Origin of the sequence: Hugonella massiliensis, assembly GCA_001486445.1 — a bacterium.
GTDB classification, from domain to species: domain Bacteria; phylum Actinomycetota; class Coriobacteriia; order Coriobacteriales; family Eggerthellaceae; genus Hugonella; species Hugonella massiliensis.
In genome coordinates, this window is sequence record LN908985.1 from 39,260 (window position 1) to 55,159 (window position 15,900).

General features: G+C 64.7%; 13 protein-coding genes, 1 other RNA gene and 1 pseudogene. 2 read left to right on the plus strand and 13 right to left on the minus strand.

Features of this window, described 5'->3' with window-relative positions; translation table 11 throughout:
• Position 1: 1 nt before the first annotated feature.
• The 6 genes and pseudogenes from BN3270_RS01965 to BN3270_RS01980 form a co-directional block, all read right to left on the minus strand.
• The gene (locus BN3270_RS01965) at positions 2 to 745 is read right to left on the minus strand and encodes a VTT domain-containing protein (protein WP_082673274.1); all 744 of its coding nucleotides are present in this window, start codon (positions 743 to 745) and stop codon (positions 2 to 4) included.
• 86 nt (positions 746 to 831) lie between these two features.
• An RNA gene (gene ffs / locus BN3270_RS09200) (signal recognition particle sRNA small type) lies at positions 832 to 927 on the minus strand.
• A gap of 667 nt (positions 928 to 1,594) precedes the next feature.
• Entirely contained in the window at positions 1,595 to 3,382 is a 1,788-nt protein-coding gene (locus BN3270_RS01970) for a vWA domain-containing protein (RefSeq protein WP_271711876.1), read from the minus strand.
• Between the two features lie 498 nt (positions 3,383 to 3,880).
• The gene (locus BN3270_RS09595) at positions 3,881 to 4,369 is read right to left on the minus strand and encodes a transposase (RefSeq protein WP_271711877.1); all 489 of its coding nucleotides are present in this window, start codon (positions 4,367 to 4,369) and stop codon (positions 3,881 to 3,883) included.
• Between the two features lie 230 nt (positions 4,370 to 4,599).
• Positions 4,600 to 5,031: pseudogene (locus tag BN3270_RS09740) on the minus strand (IS110 family transposase); the annotation flags it as partial.
• A 336-nt stretch (positions 5,032 to 5,367) separates the two neighbouring features.
• Positions 5,368 to 6,051, minus strand: coding sequence for a type 1 glutamine amidotransferase domain-containing protein (locus tag BN3270_RS01980; RefSeq protein WP_058985645.1), 684 nt, complete (start codon positions 6,049 to 6,051; stop codon positions 5,368 to 5,370).
• Between the two features lie 180 nt (positions 6,052 to 6,231).
• Between BN3270_RS01980 and BN3270_RS01985 the strand changes: the two genes are divergently transcribed.
• Entirely contained in the window at positions 6,232 to 6,732 is a 501-nt protein-coding gene (locus BN3270_RS01985) for a phosphatase PAP2 family protein (protein WP_058985528.1), read from the plus strand.
• A 32-nt stretch (positions 6,733 to 6,764) separates the two neighbouring features.
• On the opposite strand, the gene BN3270_RS01990 is transcribed toward BN3270_RS01985, so the two are convergent.
• The 3 genes from BN3270_RS01990 to BN3270_RS02000 form a co-directional block, all read right to left on the minus strand.
• The gene (locus tag BN3270_RS01990; RefSeq protein ID WP_058985529.1) at positions 6,765 to 7,556 is read right to left on the minus strand and encodes a sulfite exporter TauE/SafE family protein; all 792 of its coding nucleotides are present in this window, start codon (positions 7,554 to 7,556) and stop codon (positions 6,765 to 6,767) included.
• 90 nt (positions 7,557 to 7,646) lie between these two features.
• Complete coding sequence (locus BN3270_RS01995; RefSeq protein WP_082673275.1) at positions 7,647 to 9,125, minus strand: dicarboxylate/amino acid:cation symporter; 1,479 nt, start codon at positions 9,123 to 9,125, stop codon at positions 7,647 to 7,649.
• A gap of 396 nt (positions 9,126 to 9,521) precedes the next feature.
• Positions 9,522 to 10,661, minus strand: coding sequence for a bifunctional folylpolyglutamate synthase/dihydrofolate synthase (locus tag BN3270_RS02000; protein WP_082673276.1), 1,140 nt, complete (start codon positions 10,659 to 10,661; stop codon positions 9,522 to 9,524).
• 175 nt (positions 10,662 to 10,836) lie between these two features.
• Here BN3270_RS02000 and BN3270_RS02005 point away from each other — a divergent pair, with 175 nt between their 5' ends.
• A complete protein-coding gene (locus BN3270_RS02005) occupies positions 10,837 to 11,688 on the plus strand; it encodes a magnesium transporter CorA family protein (protein WP_058985530.1) in 852 nt (283 codons plus the stop codon).
• Between the two features lie 38 nt (positions 11,689 to 11,726).
• Here the strand turns inward: BN3270_RS02005 and BN3270_RS02010 are convergent, their stop codons facing one another.
• The 4 genes from BN3270_RS02010 to BN3270_RS02025 form a co-directional block, all read right to left on the minus strand.
• The gene (locus BN3270_RS02010; RefSeq protein ID WP_058985531.1) at positions 11,727 to 12,317 is read right to left on the minus strand and encodes a uracil-DNA glycosylase; all 591 of its coding nucleotides are present in this window, start codon (positions 12,315 to 12,317) and stop codon (positions 11,727 to 11,729) included.
• 9 nt (positions 12,318 to 12,326) lie between these two features.
• The gene (alr, locus tag BN3270_RS02015; RefSeq protein ID WP_082673277.1) at positions 12,327 to 13,604 is read right to left on the minus strand and encodes an alanine racemase; all 1,278 of its coding nucleotides are present in this window, start codon (positions 13,602 to 13,604) and stop codon (positions 12,327 to 12,329) included.
• Positions 13,605 to 13,824: 220 nt separating this feature from the next.
• Positions 13,825 to 14,361 carry a MogA/MoaB family molybdenum cofactor biosynthesis protein gene (locus tag BN3270_RS02020; protein WP_082673278.1) on the minus strand — a complete coding sequence of 179 codons (537 nt, stop codon included), beginning with the start codon at positions 14,359 to 14,361 and terminating at the stop codon, positions 13,825 to 13,827.
• Positions 14,361 to 15,614 carry a molybdopterin molybdotransferase MoeA gene (locus BN3270_RS02025; protein ID WP_058985648.1) on the minus strand — a complete coding sequence of 418 codons (1,254 nt, stop codon included), beginning with the start codon at positions 15,612 to 15,614 and terminating at the stop codon, positions 14,361 to 14,363. The genes BN3270_RS02020 and BN3270_RS02025 overlap by 1 nt, the downstream gene beginning before the upstream one ends.
• Positions 15,615 to 15,900 lie beyond the last annotated feature (286 nt).

Sequence of the window (15,900 nt, forward strand, 5' to 3'; positions counted from 1 at the left end):
TTTAGCGATCCCCCTGCTTGGCATGCTTGGCGTGCTGGGCGCGCGCGGCCTTTTCGAGTTCTTCCGCTTCAATCGCCACCGGGTCGGGCTCGCCGCTCTTGCGCGAGGCGACGGCCGCTTTGACGGCGCCGATGAGCGCGGGCAGCACCGACACGCCCACGATACCCAGCACGATGATTTCGAAATGTTCCTGCACGAAGGGAATGCCGCCGAAGAAGTAGCCGGTGAGCACGAACAGGCTCACCCAGGCGATGCCGCCGATGGCGTTGAAGAGCGTGAACTTGCCGAAGTTCATGTGGCCGGTGCCCGCGACGAAGGGGGCGAAGGTGCGAAAGAAGGGCATGAAACGCGTGATGACGATCGTGAGGCCGCCGTACTTGGCGAAGAAGCCGTCGAGCTTGGCCATGCGTTCGGGCGTGAGGGCCTTGATCTTGCCCGAGTCGATGATGCGGCTGCCGAAAAGGCGGGCGATCCAGTAGTTCGAGGTGTTACCCAAAATGGCCGCCGCGTAGAAGACGACCAGGGTGGCCCACAGGGCAAGACCGCCGCCGTCGGCCGAAAAGACGCCCGACGCGAACAGGAGCGAGTCGCCCGGCAGGAAGGGGAAGACGACGACGCCCGTTTCGATGAAAACGATCAGGAAGAGCGGCGCGTACACCTTCACGGAGCCCAGGGAAATAATCCAGCCAGCGATGGCGGTGCGCGGGTCGGAAAGAAGGCCGGCGATGAGTCCGATGAAGTCCATAAGCTCCCCATGGGTAGTAGGTTGCCCCGGACGTCCGAGGATTCGCCATGGCGGAACGCGACCGTCCGGGCTCGAAGATGCAAGTATCCCGAATAGGCATGGGCGCTCGCTGGCGGTCCCTTATGGCTGCTTCCTCCCGGACCTGACCAGGTTCGGAACATAGCGCCGCCCAAGCCCATTCGAGATACTCAGGTCAAACAAGCTGTAAGTATAGCCGATGAGCGCGCACGACCGGCCGCCGATTCCCGCAGGATACCAAACCGACATACGGACGATCTCGCCCCAGACGAGCGGGGCAAAGGAGGCGGAAGGCGCTGCCCGCCCCAGGGAACGCGGACTGCAGGGGGCCGAATGGCGGAAACCCGTTCCGCGCCGAGCAACGCCCATCAGGGGGGTGTTCCTATAGTTTTGTCAAGCTCGGTAAGGATTCCCCCGGCTCTCCGGCGCGCAGGCTAGGGCGCGCTTGCGCAGGCCCCGTTCGGGGCCCGCGGCGGCCGCTTAGTTTCCCTCGGCTGCCTAGGCCGAGCAGGGGGCCTTGTCCCTCATGATGGCGTAGATCACCTTCAATCTCTTCCTCTGTTGGTGGCAGCCTGGGAGAATCCTTGATGTGGTATCTCTGAATTGGAAAATCAGCGACCTGCGGTTTGTCAAGGTACGAGCCGCTTGATACTCGGACGCCCTCGGAAAGCTGCCATCGACCGTCAATTTGGAATCTGTGGGGTCGGTTCCGCCATCTTGGGATGGCGCGTCAGCCTCACCCCTCGAAGAGAAAAATGAACCGCCGGCCGCTTTACATCACGACCGACGGTTCGTCGAGAAAAATCTGTCCGCACTTCGCAACTGTGCAGGTTAGCGCCTCTTTGAAACCTTCACTCCCACAGCAATGGCAACTGCGCCCACGCCCAGAAGCGCTACGGCACCAAAGGCCAGTGACGACATCGCATCACCCGTCTGAGGCACTTTCTCGGCACTGGGAGTGGCCGGGCACTTGACAGCAGGCTTGGTGTCGGGATTGGACTCATCGTCAGAGCCAGGATCCGGCGCAGGAGGTTCGGGCTCCTCGGCAGCAGGCTTGGTGTCGGGATTGGTGGTGTCGGGATTGGACTCATCGTCAGAGCCAGGATCCGGCGCAGGAGGTTCGGACTCCTCAACAGCGTAGGCCAGGGACGGGACGTCGAAATCCTCTGGGGTAAGCGCAACGCCATTGGAGTTAACAGGGGAAAGCGTCGCCTTGGTGTTGGTCGCAAGCTCGTGGCTGCCCGGCTCGGTCGGGGCCTGTGCAAGCGTGACGTTGTAGGTCAGCTTCACGGGAGCAAAGTTCGAGATGGGCTCGTGTGCCGTGAGCGTATAGGCGTCTGCGTCCGGGTCGTAGACCAAGGTGAAGCGCGCCTTCGTGTCGCCCTTGCTGTGGAAGCTCCACGTGTTTGCGCCCTCATCCGTTGCCTCGAGCCGCTCGTCACCGACGCTGAGCGCTGCCGACCCCGGAACGAAGTCGAAATCATATGTGTCACCCTTGCCCATGGCGTCGGTGATGGTGGAGCCGGTCCCGCACGCGTACAGGATGTTGTCGGCGATTTGGGAGAAGTCGAGCTTGCTGCCGCCGTTCAGCTCATTCATGAACTTGACTGAGAAGTCGGAATCACTGCCGGTGCGCACCGCATAGCAGTTGTAGCCCTCGCCCTTCAGCTTCTGCCAGGTGCTATAGGCCTCATAGACCGCCCGGTCGGGTGCCATGGCGTGATCTGCCTGGGTTCCATGCTCGATGTAAGCAAAGTTCTTGTCGGTAATGGCCCCCGTCTTAGGATCTTTCACCTTGGACGTCGCGTCGTTGCCGTACGTCGCGAAATCAAACGCGTACTTGTCGCCGTCGGTCTTTACCCACTTAACCAGATGGGAGTAGTAGTCACTCCAGTTGCCGTACGGCATGGCATACGTTGCAGAACCAGGCGTGCGTGCCTGCTTCCATTCGTCGATCATGCCGTAGTAGACGAAATCCCTTGCATTGAAATCACTCGCAGGCTGCCGGGAACTCTCATCTGAATAGGTGTACTGATAGTAGATGTCCTTCACGTTGCCGTCTGCGCCGGTGAACAGGCGCGTCAGGCCGTCGCTGACCATGATGACGTACTTGCGGTTCGCGGGCGTGGTGGTGTCGGCGTCGAGCATGGCCTTGGCCTTGAGCAGCCCATCGTGCATGTTGGTTCCGGACTTCATGTCACCGGTATAGCCACCCGTGATGGCGCTCTTGAACGAGTCGACGTTACCGGCAGTAAGTGTCGAGAGCTCCTTCTCCACGTGGCCGTCGCCCTTGAATGACACAACGCCTACCCGCACCTGGTCGACGCCACCTGCCTCGGCAACAAGCCGGTCGAGCGTCGCAGTAGCGCCCTTGATGGCATCGTCCTTGCAGCTTGAGTTGTCCACGACAAAGACGATATCGGAGGAGAGCACGGCCTCGGCACTTGGAAGCTGGAGCGTGACCTGTGCGGTCGTTCCCTCCTCAAGCCAGGTTGCAACCTTAGACTTGGGAATCGTCCAGCTGGTCCCTTGGCCGGAATTGCTCGTTTCCGCCCTGGCAGGCATCGGCAGCACTGCCAAGAGGCCAAGGACAAGCGCGGCGATGAGCGCGATGGCCACAGGCCTCCGTTTATGTAGTGTCACTGCATGGTTCGACATCGTTTCCCCTTCCACAAGAACGGCCGCACAGGTTCCCAAAACCGCATTACGTAATCTCAAAGATAACACTATATCAAGGGTTTCTATAAGTGAGTTTCTCGTATTAGTTGAACGGGGGGACAAAACTGTCCCCCCGTTCAACGGAAGCCCTCATAGGGGCGAGAGGCGAAGTCCTAGGACGTGCGATTGCGGCGCTCATCGCCGCGATAGCAGACGGGGCCGCAAGAGATTCAAGGCACCAACCAAAGCATCTCAAGCGGCCCCGCTAGCCCGTCGAGGGGCGTGGGAGAGGTCCCGCGTCCCCTTTTCGCTAGCCACATCATAGCGAGATGAGGGGGTGTTCCTATAGTTTTGTCAAGCTCGGTAAGGATTCGCCCGGCTCTCCGGCGCGCAGGCTAGGGCGCGCTTGCGCAGGCCCCGTTCGGGGCCCGCGGCGGCCGCTTAGTTTCCCTCGGCTGCCTAGGCCGAGCAGGGGGCCTTGTCCCTCATGATGGCGTAGATTACCTTCAATCTCTTCCTCGCCGTCGCCTTCAGCGCCTCGCCGTGGCACATGCCCCTCTCGCGGCAGCGCCGGTAGTACTCCCCGAACCTGCAGCTGCTCCTGACGAGAGAGTTGCACGAGAAGATGAGCAGGTTCTTGAGCCTCTTGTTGCCCTGCCTCGAGGCGCAGACCGACGAGAGCGAGGTGCCCGACTGCCTGTTTCTCGGGGCGATCCCGCAGTACGATGCCAGATGGTCGTGGTCGGGGAAGTCCGAGATGTCGACGGAGATGACGAGCTCGGACGCCGCGCGAGGCCCGATGCCGGGCTCCGCGAGGAGGCAGCCGTACGTCGCCCCCTCGGCGAGCGGGGCCGCGATCTCCGCGCCGAGCCTGGCGGCCTCCCCGCTGCCTCCGATATCCTCCTGGCGAGCATCCTCACCTGCGGGTTCTCGGCCGCGACCTGCCATTCCGACGGCCTGGTCGACGAGACCGCGGCATCGACTTCCGCCCTGTCCGCGCCCCGCGCGACCGCGCCGAGCGAGGCCTTCCCGGCGTCGAGGATCCCCCACGGCCCGCCGAGGGAGGCGGGCATGCCGAGCCAGTGCGGGTCGGAGAGGTCGGCGAGCGCCTCGAACGCGGGGCACGACTCGAGCAGGATGCTCCGCAGGCGGTTCTTGTCCCTGGTCGCGCAGGAGACCATGTGCCCGCGTTGGGCGGCCATCGACCTGGCGGCCTCCAGCCTCGGGTCGCCCTCGGGCGCCGGCAGCAGCGCGTCGGGAACCCCGAGCGCGGTCTTCGCTATGACCATCGCGTCCCTCGCGTCGGTCTTGGCGTCGCCCGCGAACAGCTTCGAGGCCCCGTGGGCCGCGAGTCCGGGCAGGTAGCCGACGGTGAGGCCGGCCTTCCTGGCGCGCTGCAGGGCGAGCGAGCCTATGTTGCGCTTCTGGTCGACGACGACGAGCGCGCCCTCGGGAGCCGACGCGAAGAGCTCGTCGAGGTCGCGCTCCCTGTTGGATACGGGGCGGTTGGCCAGGACCTCGCCGGATCTCGTGGCCATGACGGCCCAATGGGACGCCTTCCCGACGTCGAGGGCGAGCACGGTCTGGCAGGTGGCGAACGTCGTGCGCATGATGCTATCTTCCAATCGTCGGCCGATCGGAGGCTGGCGCCCGCGACACCCACATTACCTGGCCGTGGCGCTTTCGAGGGGAGCCCGGCAGTTTCCTATCAGACGTCTGGGCCAGCGGCGCCCGCGCCGGCAACACCCCCGGGCCCTCTGCGGGGCAGGGGCACTGGGCCGTGCGCGGGCGCCCGATCGGCGGTCCACACGGGACGTGCCGTCATCGTAGTTCGTATCCTTCCCTTATGGCGAGGTTGGCGAACTAGCCTGTTTCCGACTGTAATGGGCGGCAGCCAGGCATTTGCCAGCGGCCAGCTGCACAAGCCGGGCAACCGCCGCTTCGCGCTACGAGAGCTGCGCGAGAAGAGCCCGCGCCACAGCGGCGCCCGACTGGGGGTTCTGCCCAGTAATCAAGCGGCCATCCACCTCGACGTGCTCGTGGAAGGGAAGGGCCTTCTTGAAGGCGGCGCCCGCTTGCTTGGCCTTCTCTTCGTTGCTGAAGGGGACCTTGCCCTTCTTGCCGCTCAGCAGCTCTTCCTTGTCGGTGAAGCCCGTGATGGTCTTGCCGGCGATTAGGCGCGAGCCGTCGGACAAATCGACGTTGAAGAGCCCCGCGACGCCGTGGCAGACCGAAGTCACGTAGCCGCCCGCCTCGTAGATCGCGCGCGCGGCGCTCTGCAGGTCGACGCATGAAGGGAAATCCCACATGACGCCGTGGCCGCCCGCAAAGTAGAGGGCAACGTACGCGGACGGGTCGACGTCGGCTGCGGGCATCGACTGCTCGAGAGCGCGCGTCGCAAAGTCTTCGGATTCGTAGAGGGCGCGGTCGCGTTCCTTCACGAACTTGTCTTCCATGCTGCGGGGGTCGATGGGAACGACGCCGCCGCGCGGGCTCGCGTAGTCGACCTGATAGCCGGCCTGCGTGACCGCATCGACGAACTCGGTCGCCTCGGCGAGCCACAAGCCCGTGGGCTCGCCATCGGCCTCGAAACGGTCCACGTTCGTGAGGGCCACGAGCATCTTCTTCATAGCGTTCTCCTTGCACTGCACCAAAAAGGAAGCGCACATTTCGTCGCGCGCCATTTGCGTTGCCTCGCATTCTTGCGCGAGCGCTCGCCTAGCCGCAAGCTCGGATGCCGAACTGACACGCACTCGTAAGGGCTGCCGCCCAATCGAGCGCGGTATGATGGGCCCGGAAAGGAGCGGAACATGGCCCACTCTGGCTACTTCGAATTCTACGAACGCGTATCCGAGCCCTTCATGCGGCTCGCACGCCCGCTCGCCCTTGTCGACAAAGCGCTCGTCTACGCCTTCGTCGCCCTCTTCGCCGCCCTCGTCGTCTTCCTCTTCGCCACCCAGGATCCGCGCGCGGTGCGCATCGTGGTCACCTGCGCACTTTCGTTTGCCTTCTGCACGGTCCTGCGCTTCGCGCTCAACAAGCCCCGCCCCTACGACGAGTTTGCCATCCACCCGCTCGTCCGCAAAGACGTCCACGGTCTGTCCTTCCCCAGCCGCCACGTGTTCAGCGCAGCCGTCATCGCCGCCTCGCTCGCCTACGTGAACCTTCCGCTGGGCATCGCGGCCTACGTGCTCGTGGCCCTTATCGCCGCGGTGCGCGTGATCGGCGGCGTGCACTACCCGCGCGACGTGATAGCCGGCATCTTGTTGGGCACTGCCTGCGCCCTGATGGGCTACCTGGTTATCCCCTAGCCGTGCCCCCTGGGGCCCCACGCATCCGCGTCCTAGGCCAGGCCGACCAGCTGGGCGACGAGGCGCGCAGCGAACACGGCGAGCACCACCAGGATGATCGGCCGCACGATCGCCTGCCCCTTCGATGAGAACATCCGCGCACCCAGGTAGTTGCCGGCGATGTTGAAGGCACCCGCCAACAAGCCGAGCCCCACGAGCACCACCCCGCTCGAAAGGAAGACAACGAGCGCCGTTACGTTGGTCGTGAGGTTGATCGCCTTCGTGACGCCGGCCGCCCGGAACACGTCGAGCCGCGCCGCCCCGGTGAGCAGCAACATGAGGAAGGTTCCCGTGCCCGGGCCGTAGAAACCGTCGTAGACCCCCACCGCAAAGGCGATTCCCGCGCACAGGGCGAGCGTGCGCCTCGCAGACAGGGGCGGCTTTTCGTTCACCAGGTCCTTCTTCCACACCACGTAGAAGGCGATGACGGGCAGGGCAACGAGCATGAAGACGGTAAGGGCGAACTCGCTTGCCACCAGCGTGAGCCGGGCGCCCGCAAACGACCCGGCGAGCGCGAAGGCCACGCTCGCCCCGGCCGTCTTCCAGGGAATGTAGCCGCGACGCGCGTAGTGCCCGGTGGCGACCGCCGTGCCCATCGACGACGACAGTTTGTTGGTCCCGATCGCGATGTGCGGCGGCAGTCCGCTGAGCAGGTAGGCGGGAATGGAGATGAGCCCGCCTCCCCCGCCGATCGCGTCGACGAAGCCCGCCGCGAACAGCAGCGGCAGCACGATGGCGAGCCCCCAGGCGGGCAGGCCGCCGGTGAAAAAGGTAAGCAAATCCATGTGGTGTTCCCCCTGAAACGCAAAGGACGGGCCGCCGCATCCCTGCGGGACCCGTCCTTCGGCACGCGGGCGCGCGTCCGGCGCCCGTCGCTACTTCTTGCGGACGACCGGCTCTTCGACGTCTTCGAACATGTCGGGCGAGCCTTCTTCGCCGATTTCGGTCGGCTCCCCCTTGGCGGTGAACGCGTTCACATCGACGGGGCTGCCCGGTTCGGACACCGTCTCGAGGTCGACGGCCTCCACGTCGTCGTTCTTGAACACGCTCACGTCGAGGAAGCCGGTGAGCTTGCCCATGATCGTGGTGACCACGGCGTCGCCGGTGATGTTGATGGCGGTGCGGCCCATGTCGAGAATGCGGTCGATGCCCATGATCATGGCCACGCCTTCGGCCGGCAGGCCTACGCTGTTGAAGACCATGGCAAGCATGATCGTGCCCACGCCCGGCACGCCCGCCGTGCCGATCGACGCCGTGACGGCCGTCACCACGGTGGTGAGCAGCATGGCCGGGGTCAGGTCGATGCCGAAGGCCTGGGCGATGAAGACCACGGCCGCACCCTGCATGATGGCGGTGCCGTCCATGTTGATCGTGGCGCCCAGGGGGATGGTGAACGAGGTGATCTTGTTATCGACGCCGACCTTCTTTTCGAGCGTTTCCATGTTGAGCGGAATCGTGGCATTCGACGAGCTCGTGGAGAAGGCGAACACCATGACCGGCCAGAATTTGCGCAGGAAGTGGAAGGGGTTCAAACGGGTGAACAGGAACAGAAGCAGCATATACACGACGAGCAGCTGCACAGCCAAGCCCAAATACACCGTGCCGATGAACTTGACCATGGGCAGCATGCCGTCGATGCCCAGGTTGGCGAAGGTGCGGGCGATCAGGCAGAAGATGCCGATGGGGGCCACGCGCAGGACGAGGCCGATCATCTTCATCATCACGGCGTTGAACTGGGTGAAGAAGCGGTTGACCGTGGCGACCTTCTTGCCCAAGCGGCCCAGGATGAAGCCGAGCACCAAAGCGAAGAAGATCACCTGCAGCATCGAACCGTCGGCCATGGCGCTCACGATATTGGTGGGGACGATGTTGATGAGCACGTCGGTCATGGTCTGGTCGGTCGATGTGGCCTTGGGCTGCACCGACACGACCTTGCTCAAATCGAGACCCACGCCGGGCTGCAGAGCGCCGGCCAAGGCGAGCGCGATGATCACGGCGAGCGCCGTGGTGCACAGGTACATGAGAATCGTGCCCACGCCCACCTTGCCGAGCATCTTGGGATCGCTCATCGAGGCGGCGCCCACGACGATCGAGCAGAAGACGAGCGGAATGACGAGCATCTGCATCAAGCGGATGAACCACTGGCCGAGCACGTAGAAGACGCCCTCGATGAGGACGTTGTCGACCGCCGATCCGTCGGGCACCGCGAAGCTCAGCACGATGCCCACTACCACGCCGGCCACGAGCGAGATGAGAATCCAGCTCGTAAGGCTCAGCTTTTTCTTGTTCTTTCCGCCGTCCGCTTCCGGCGCGCCGTGCGACGCGCCCGCGGCGACAAGAGCGCTCTTAGACATGCGCCCGTCCTTTCGTTGAAACGGCGCACGCGCCGTACCTCTGCTTAGCAGCGAGATTCTACCGCGAAGTTTACGAGATTGTTACGAAAGGACACGGAATTCGCTAGTTGGAAACAGAGCGAACGGCTAGGCGGACAGGGCGCGCATGATATCGCCGACCGAATAGAGGCTGCCGAAGGCGACGACGAGGCCGTCGGGACCGGCGAGCATGCGAGCCGCGTTCACGCCGCGCTCGATCGAGCCGGCTTCGAGCACGTTGGCGGCGCGCTGGGTCGGCAGCCGGTCGCGGAGGGACAGAGGTGTAGATCTCGGTGGTCGCCGTATCATTAAAAAAAACATCACCACCACAGCTCCCCATGGGCACGGCGGGCGTGAAGACTCTGACGCTGGTGTCTTTTATCCACTTCTAGAGGGGTATAGGGGAACGGCTTGGGCCAGTTCGGCCACGGGCAGGGCGCGGGGGTTGGGCGGTTCGATGCAGACGACTGCCTTGGCGTAGGGCAGCACCTCATCGAGCATGGCCCGGTAGTCTTTGTCGGCAAGCACGCCCACCAGAAGCACGGCCGGGCGCCCCGGGTAATTAAGGTCGAGCGAGGCAGCCAAGGCGCGGGCGCCCTGGGGATTGTGGCCGCCGTCGACCACGAATTCGGGGGCATGCCCCACCACTTCGAAGCGCCCGGGCCACGCGGCCTGGGCAATGCCGTTTTCGATCGCCATCTTCGAAACGGTGAAATGGCGGCGACGCAGGGCTTGGACGATTTCGATCGCGAGCGCGGCGTTCTCGGTCTGGTAGCTGCCGCGCAGCCGGGTGTGCAGGTTGCGGAATTCCCCGTACGAGAAGGAGTCGGGCGTGCCCGTGAGCACGGACGCGTCGACCACCGAAAGCTCGCAGCCCTCTTCGGCGCACGTGGCCTGGATGACGGCCATGGCCTCGGGGTCCTGCGGCGCGCTGACCACGCTTGCCCCCCGTTTGACGATGCCCGCCTTCTCGCCGGCTATTTCGGCAAGGGTCGACCCCAGCAGAGCCGTATGGTCAAAGGAAATCGGGGCGATCGCGCACACCTCGGGGGCGGCGACCACGTTGGTAGAGTCGAGCCGGCCGCCCAGGCCCACTTCGAGCACGGCGACCATGACGTCGGCGCGGGCGAAACACACGAGCGCCACGGCGGTCATGAGCTCGAATTCGGTGGGATGGTCGGCCATGGCTTCGGCCTGCGCGCGCACCTCGAGCGTGGCGGCGGCGAGCTCTTCGGGCGACACGTTGACGCCGTCGATGCGGATACGGTCGCTGAACTCGATGAGGTAGGGGCTGGTGAACAGGCCCGTCTTGAAGCCGGCGTTGCGTAGGATCGCTTCGGTGAAGGCACAGGTCGAGCCCTTGCCGTTGGTGCCCGCCACGTGGACGATCCGCATGTCGTCCTGGGGGTTGCCCAGCCTATTCATGAGCTCGCGAATGCGCTCGAGGCCCATGCGGCTCGAGCGCCAGCGCGGCTCGTTGATGTAGGCGACGGGGTCGAAAGCGGTTTCGCCAGTCATAGGGGTCCTTCCGAAACGGTGACGTCAGTGAACTCGATAGTACCGCCAAAGCACAAGGCCCGTCCGCGGCGGAGCCCTCTTCGCGGAAATAACCCGCGCCTCGCACCGAGTGCGCGGGCGCCTTCCCTTCGCCACCCTGCTATGCTGGGGAAAACCGCGAGGCAGGGAGGAACCTATGGGAGACACGGAGGCGCAGGTGCGCGTCATCAGCAGCAGCGAGTTCGCCGCAATGGCTCCCCGCTTTCATCACCGCGCCGCCCTTTCCACAATGCGCACGGTGCTCGCCTGCCATGTCAGCATGCTGCGCACCTGCATCGCCGGCGGCATCTATCTGCCCGACAAAGACGACCTCGACGTCGACCCCCACCCCATCGCCTTCTACCTCGACCGCAGCGAGCTCTTGTTCGTGGACGATTCGCAGGAGGTGGCCGAATCGCTGGCCCGCGTGGGCGACATGGAACCGCGCACGCCCGCCTGGACCCTCTTTCGCGTGATGGAGGATCTCCTTTTGGACGACGCGCCCTTTCTGGAAGAGATCGAAAGCCGGCTGGAATCCCAGGAGCAGCTCATCGCCGCCGATACGATGGAAGACGCGAGCGACGTGGCCCGGCTGCGGCACAACCTCGTGAAGCTCGATTTCTACTACGACCAGATGGAAGAGGTTGCCTCGATCATGGCCGACAACGCCAACGAGCTGTTCGAGCCCGACGAGGTGCCCCTCTTCGACGCGCTTGCCCGCCACGCCAACCGGCTTTCCGACCGCACCCAAGCCCTGAAAGACTACAGCCTGCAGCTCTACCAGATGTACCAGGTGCAGTTGGACAAACGCCAGAACGAGGTCATGCGGTGGCTCACCGTGGTCACGACCCTCTTCGTACCGCTGACCCTGATCACGAGCTGGTACGGGATGAATTTCACGACGATGCCCGAACTTTCGAGCCCCTATGGCTACGTGGGCGTCATCGCAGCCTGCGCGGCGGTCGTCGTAGGCGAGCTCATCTTCTTCCGCCGCAAGCACTGGTTGTAGGAAAGCGAAAGGGCGGCGGGCGTCTCGAGCGCGCCTCCCTATAGCTCGAGCGCGCTCTGCGCGTCGCTTTCGGCGATGAGGCGGCCGAGCGTCGCGAAATCCTCTTCGAGAGCCGCCTGCTTGGTGCGGTCGTAGATTGCAGCCGCTGGGTGATAGATGGGAAAGACCTTGAACTTGCCGGCCATCTGCAGTTTTCCGTGCAGATGGGTGATACCTACCTGGGTCTTCAAGATGAACTTGGTCGAGAAATTGCCCAGGGTCACGATGAATTCCGGGTCGATCGTGCGCGTCTGCTCGCGCAGGAAGGGGGTACAGGCCTGAATCTCTTCGGGGCGCGGGTCGCGGTTTCCCGGCGGGCGGCATTTCAAGACGTTGGCGATGTAGACGTCGCGCGCGCGGTCGAGGCCGGCGATTTCCAGCAGAGCGTCGAGCTTCTTGCCCGCCGCCCCCACAAAGGGCTCGCCCTGCAGGTCTTCGTTCTTGCCCGGCGCCTCGCCCACGATGAGCACGCGCGCCTGGGGGTTTCCCACGCCGAAGACCAGGTTGGTACGGCCCTCCCACAGGGGGCATTCGTGGCAGGCTTCGGCCTGGGCGCGAATCTGGTCGAGAGGAATGTGCGGCTTGTGCATCGCGACCACCTACACGTAGAAGCGCGGAAGGCGGTGGCTGAAGCCGATCGCGATCTCGTGCTCGATGGTATGGGCGTTGTAGGCCATTTCGGTGATCGTGGTCACCGCATCGCCGTCGCGCCCCACGATCGTCACCACGTCGCCGATCTGCGGGTCTAGCCGCTTGCGCGTCCCGTAGGTACGCAGGTCGACTTCGAACATGCACTGGTCCATGCAGATGTTGCCCACCTGCTTGCAGTACTGGCCGTCGAGGATGAAGTTGGTCTGCCCCGACAGCATGCGCACCAGGCCGTCGGCGTAGCCCAGCGGCACCGTGCAGATCTTCACGCTGCCCGGCGAACGGTAGTTGAGCCCGTAGCTCACGCCTTCGCTCATGGGGACGGTCTTCACTTCGGTGATGCGGGCGTAGACGCTCATAGCCGGTCGCAGGTCGACCATACCGCGCGTTTCGGGGCAGGGATGGTAGCCGTAGAGTGAAATGCCCTGGCGCACCATGTCGAAATGGGTCTGCGGATAGCGGTAGATGGCCGCCGAATTGGCCGCCGAAACGGTACCCGGGTCGATGCCGGCCATGCGCATGTTCTCGATGGCTTCAGTGAAGCGCTTGAGCTGGATTTCGAAATCGAGGTTGGCCGGGCAGTCGGCTGTGGCGAAGTGGGTGAAGGTGCCCACCTGCTGCAAGCCGCGATGGAACTGCACCTGGCGCTCGAATTCGATCACGTCTTCGGCGCGCACGCCGATGCGGTTCATGCCCGTGTTCAAGGCCAGGTAGAAGGGGGCCTTCATGTGGTGGGCGTCGGCCGTTTCGCCGTAGGCCAAGGCGAATTCGGGCGTGTAGACCGCCGGCGTGATGTGGTAGCCCAGAAGGAGCGGAGCCGACGTGGCCGGAGGCTGGGCAAGCAGGAGGATGGGGGCGCTGATGCCGGCCTTGCGCAGGGCGACGCCCTCGTCGACCGTGGCGACCGCGAGCTCGTCGGCGCCGCTGTTGAGCGCCGTGCGGGCCACCTCCACCGCGCCGTGGCCGTAGCCGTCGGCCTTCACGACGGCCATGAGCTTGCAGCCGGGGCGCAGCAGGTGCTTGGTGACCATGACGTTGTGGCGGATCGCCGACCGGTCGATTTCCACCCAAGCCCAACGGCGTTCGCGCTCGTCGATTTCGTCGATTTTGCTCTCGTCGAAGGGGATGGCGCCTTCCTTCCGCTCGGAGGACGCGACGTCGACGTACTTGAAGCTGTTGTTCTTGCGACTGAATCCGGTGAAGCCGTTCAGCGGTTCTTCATGGGTCACGGTGAGCCATCTCCTTCGGGGAAAATCGTTCCCACAGTATAGCGCCAAGCTCCCGCTCGGGCCGCCCGCCAAACGAGTTCTCCGCAGCCGGCCGGCCGCGCCTCCCCTCACGACGACCGGCACCCTGCGGCTGCCGCCCACAGGCCCGCCGCACGAAAAACGCCCGCCTGCAGGGCAGCTGCAGGCGGGCGCGAGGGGCACGGGCGGGGCTTTCGGCGAATCAGTGGCCTTCGCCGGCCATCATCGACACGGCATGAGGCAGGGCGGGCTTGATGCCCTCCCAGTTCTCGCGAGCGGCCTTCTCGCTGCCCGGCAGATTGACCACCAAGTGGCGGCCGCGCTGCATGCACAGGGCGCGCGAGAGCATCGCGTGCGGGGTGATCTTCAGGCTGTAGGCGCGCATGGCCTCGGCGATGCCCGGCACGTTGCGGTCGCAGACGTCCCTCGTGGCCTCGGGCGTCACGTCGCGCAGCGATAGGCCGCTGCCGCCGCAGGTGAGCACGACGTCGGCGTCCAGGTCGTCGGTTGCATGCACGATGGCCGCGCCGATTTGGCCGCGGTCATCTTTCACGACCGTGTGGTCGAGGACCGTCCAGCCTTCGGCCTGCACGAGCGCCACGAGCGCCGCGCCGGCGGTGTCTTCCTTCATGCTGCGCGTGTCGGAACAGGTGATGATCGCCACGCGCGGGATGTGCGCGTGCGGCGCCTTGCCGTGGGCCACGTCGTGGGCGTGGGCGGTTTCTGCAGCGTTGGCCATTACAGAATCAACTCCTCGGGGATGTCGAGCAAGAGGCAGTCCACCTCGTCGCCGGCCTTTTTGGCATCGAGGCCTTCGGGCATGATTGCCAGGCAGTTGCTGCGCTGGATCACGCCGAACAGGCCGCTCGACTGGTTCTTGGCGGGCGTGACCCGGTAGCCTTCGGCGTCTTTTTCGAGCGTAGAACGCAGGTAGATGCGGCGCGCGTCCTTCTTTTTCATATCGCGCGTAAGGCGGGCGCGCACTTTGGTGTGGTCGAAGTGGGTGTAACCCTGCATCTTGCGCAGGGCCGGGCGAATGAGGGTTTGGAAGCCCACGTAGGCGGCCGCCGGATTGCCGGGCAGGCCGAAGACGGGCACGCCTTCGACCAAGCCGAAGGCCTGGGCCTTGCCCGGACGCATGTTGACGGTGGTCATGCGCAGGTCGCCGAGCTGGCCGATGACCCCCTTGATGAAGTCGAAATCGCCGTTGGCCGCACCGCCGGTGGTGACCACGAAATCGTGGTCGGCCACGGCCGCGCGCACGGCAGCCGCCAGGTCGTCGAAGGTGTCCTTCACGATCGGGAAGATGTCGGCGATGCCGCCGGCTTCGCGAGCGAGCGCGGCCATGGCGTAGCTGTTCGAGTTGCGAATCTTGCCCGGGGTGGGCACTTCGGTGGGGGGCACGAGTTCGGACCCGGTGGCGATAATCGCAACGCGGGGACGGCGGTACGTGGGCACCTCCATCACGCCGCAGCTGGCCAGGAAGCCCACGCCGGCGCTCGAGATGACTTCGCCGGGACGAACGACGACCTCGCCGGCCTTGGCCTCTTCTCCGGCCTCGCGCACGTTCGAACGGTCCTTGGTAGGCGCGGTGAAGGCCACCGTGCTGCCTACCTTGCCGTCGCCTTCCACCACGTCGACGATTTCGTACTTCACCACGGCGTCGGCGTCGGCGGGCAGCGGGGCGCCCGTCATGATGCGCACGCATTCGTCGGCAGCGATCGGGCCTTCGTAGACGCTGCCGGCGGGCTCTTCGGCAATCACGCGCAGTTGGACGGGGGCATCGGGCGCGGCATGGGCGATGCTCGCGCCGTGCAGGGCGAAGCCGTCCATCGCGGCATGGGCGAAGGGAGCGATGTCGATATCGCTCGCAAGCGGTTCAGCCGCCACGCGCCCGACGGCGTCGAGCACGGGCACCGTTTCCTTGTCGAGCGGATGCACCAGGGAAAGGACGAGCTCGCGCGCGTCTTCGGGCGAAATCATCTCGTTAATCATTTCCACCTCGCAGGTTGGATCGTGTCAGTGCTACCCATTATAACCGTTTGAGAATAAAGCACGAATGGGGACGAAGCGGGCAACGGGCGCGCGAGACGGCAGGAGCGGGAGCGGCGGGCTTGCGAGACGGCAGGAGCGGGAGGGCGGGCGTGAACAAGCTCAATTAACGCACAATTCTGAATGATTTCCTTGCAATACGCGAAGTGTTGTTCGAATTTGTGCGTTATTTGACTGCCGAGCGCCGAGACGATGGGCACGGGGGCGCAGCCGCCGGCAGAGGGGC

Excerpts from the sequence above, each read along its gene's own strand:
- BN3270_RS01965 (WP_082673274.1), bottom strand. The coding sequence starts at position 745 with ATGGACTTCATCGGACTCATCGCCGGCCTTCTTTCCGACCCGCGCACC.
- BN3270_RS09595 (WP_271711877.1), bottom strand. The coding sequence starts at position 4,369 with ATGGCAGGTCGCGGCCGAGAACCCGCAGGTGAGGATGCTCGCCAGGAG.
- BN3270_RS01980 (WP_058985645.1), bottom strand. The coding sequence starts at position 6,051 with ATGAAGAAGATGCTCGTGGCCCTCACGAACGTGGACCGTTTCGAGGCC.
- BN3270_RS01985 (WP_058985528.1), top strand. The coding sequence starts at position 6,232 with ATGGCCCACTCTGGCTACTTCGAATTCTACGAACGCGTATCCGAGCCC.
- BN3270_RS01990 (WP_058985529.1), bottom strand. The coding sequence starts at position 7,556 with ATGGATTTGCTTACCTTTTTCACCGGCGGCCTGCCCGCCTGGGGGCTC.
- BN3270_RS01995 (WP_082673275.1), bottom strand. The coding sequence starts at position 9,125 with ATGTCTAAGAGCGCTCTTGTCGCCGCGGGCGCGTCGCACGGCGCGCCG.
- BN3270_RS02000 (WP_082673276.1), bottom strand. The coding sequence starts at position 10,661 with ATGACTGGCGAAACCGCTTTCGACCCCGTCGCCTACATCAACGAGCCG.
- BN3270_RS02005 (WP_058985530.1), top strand. The coding sequence starts at position 10,837 with ATGGGAGACACGGAGGCGCAGGTGCGCGTCATCAGCAGCAGCGAGTTC.
- BN3270_RS02010 (WP_058985531.1), bottom strand. The coding sequence starts at position 12,317 with ATGCACAAGCCGCACATTCCTCTCGACCAGATTCGCGCCCAGGCCGAA.
- BN3270_RS02020 (WP_082673278.1), bottom strand. The coding sequence starts at position 14,361 with ATGGCCAACGCTGCAGAAACCGCCCACGCCCACGACGTGGCCCACGGC.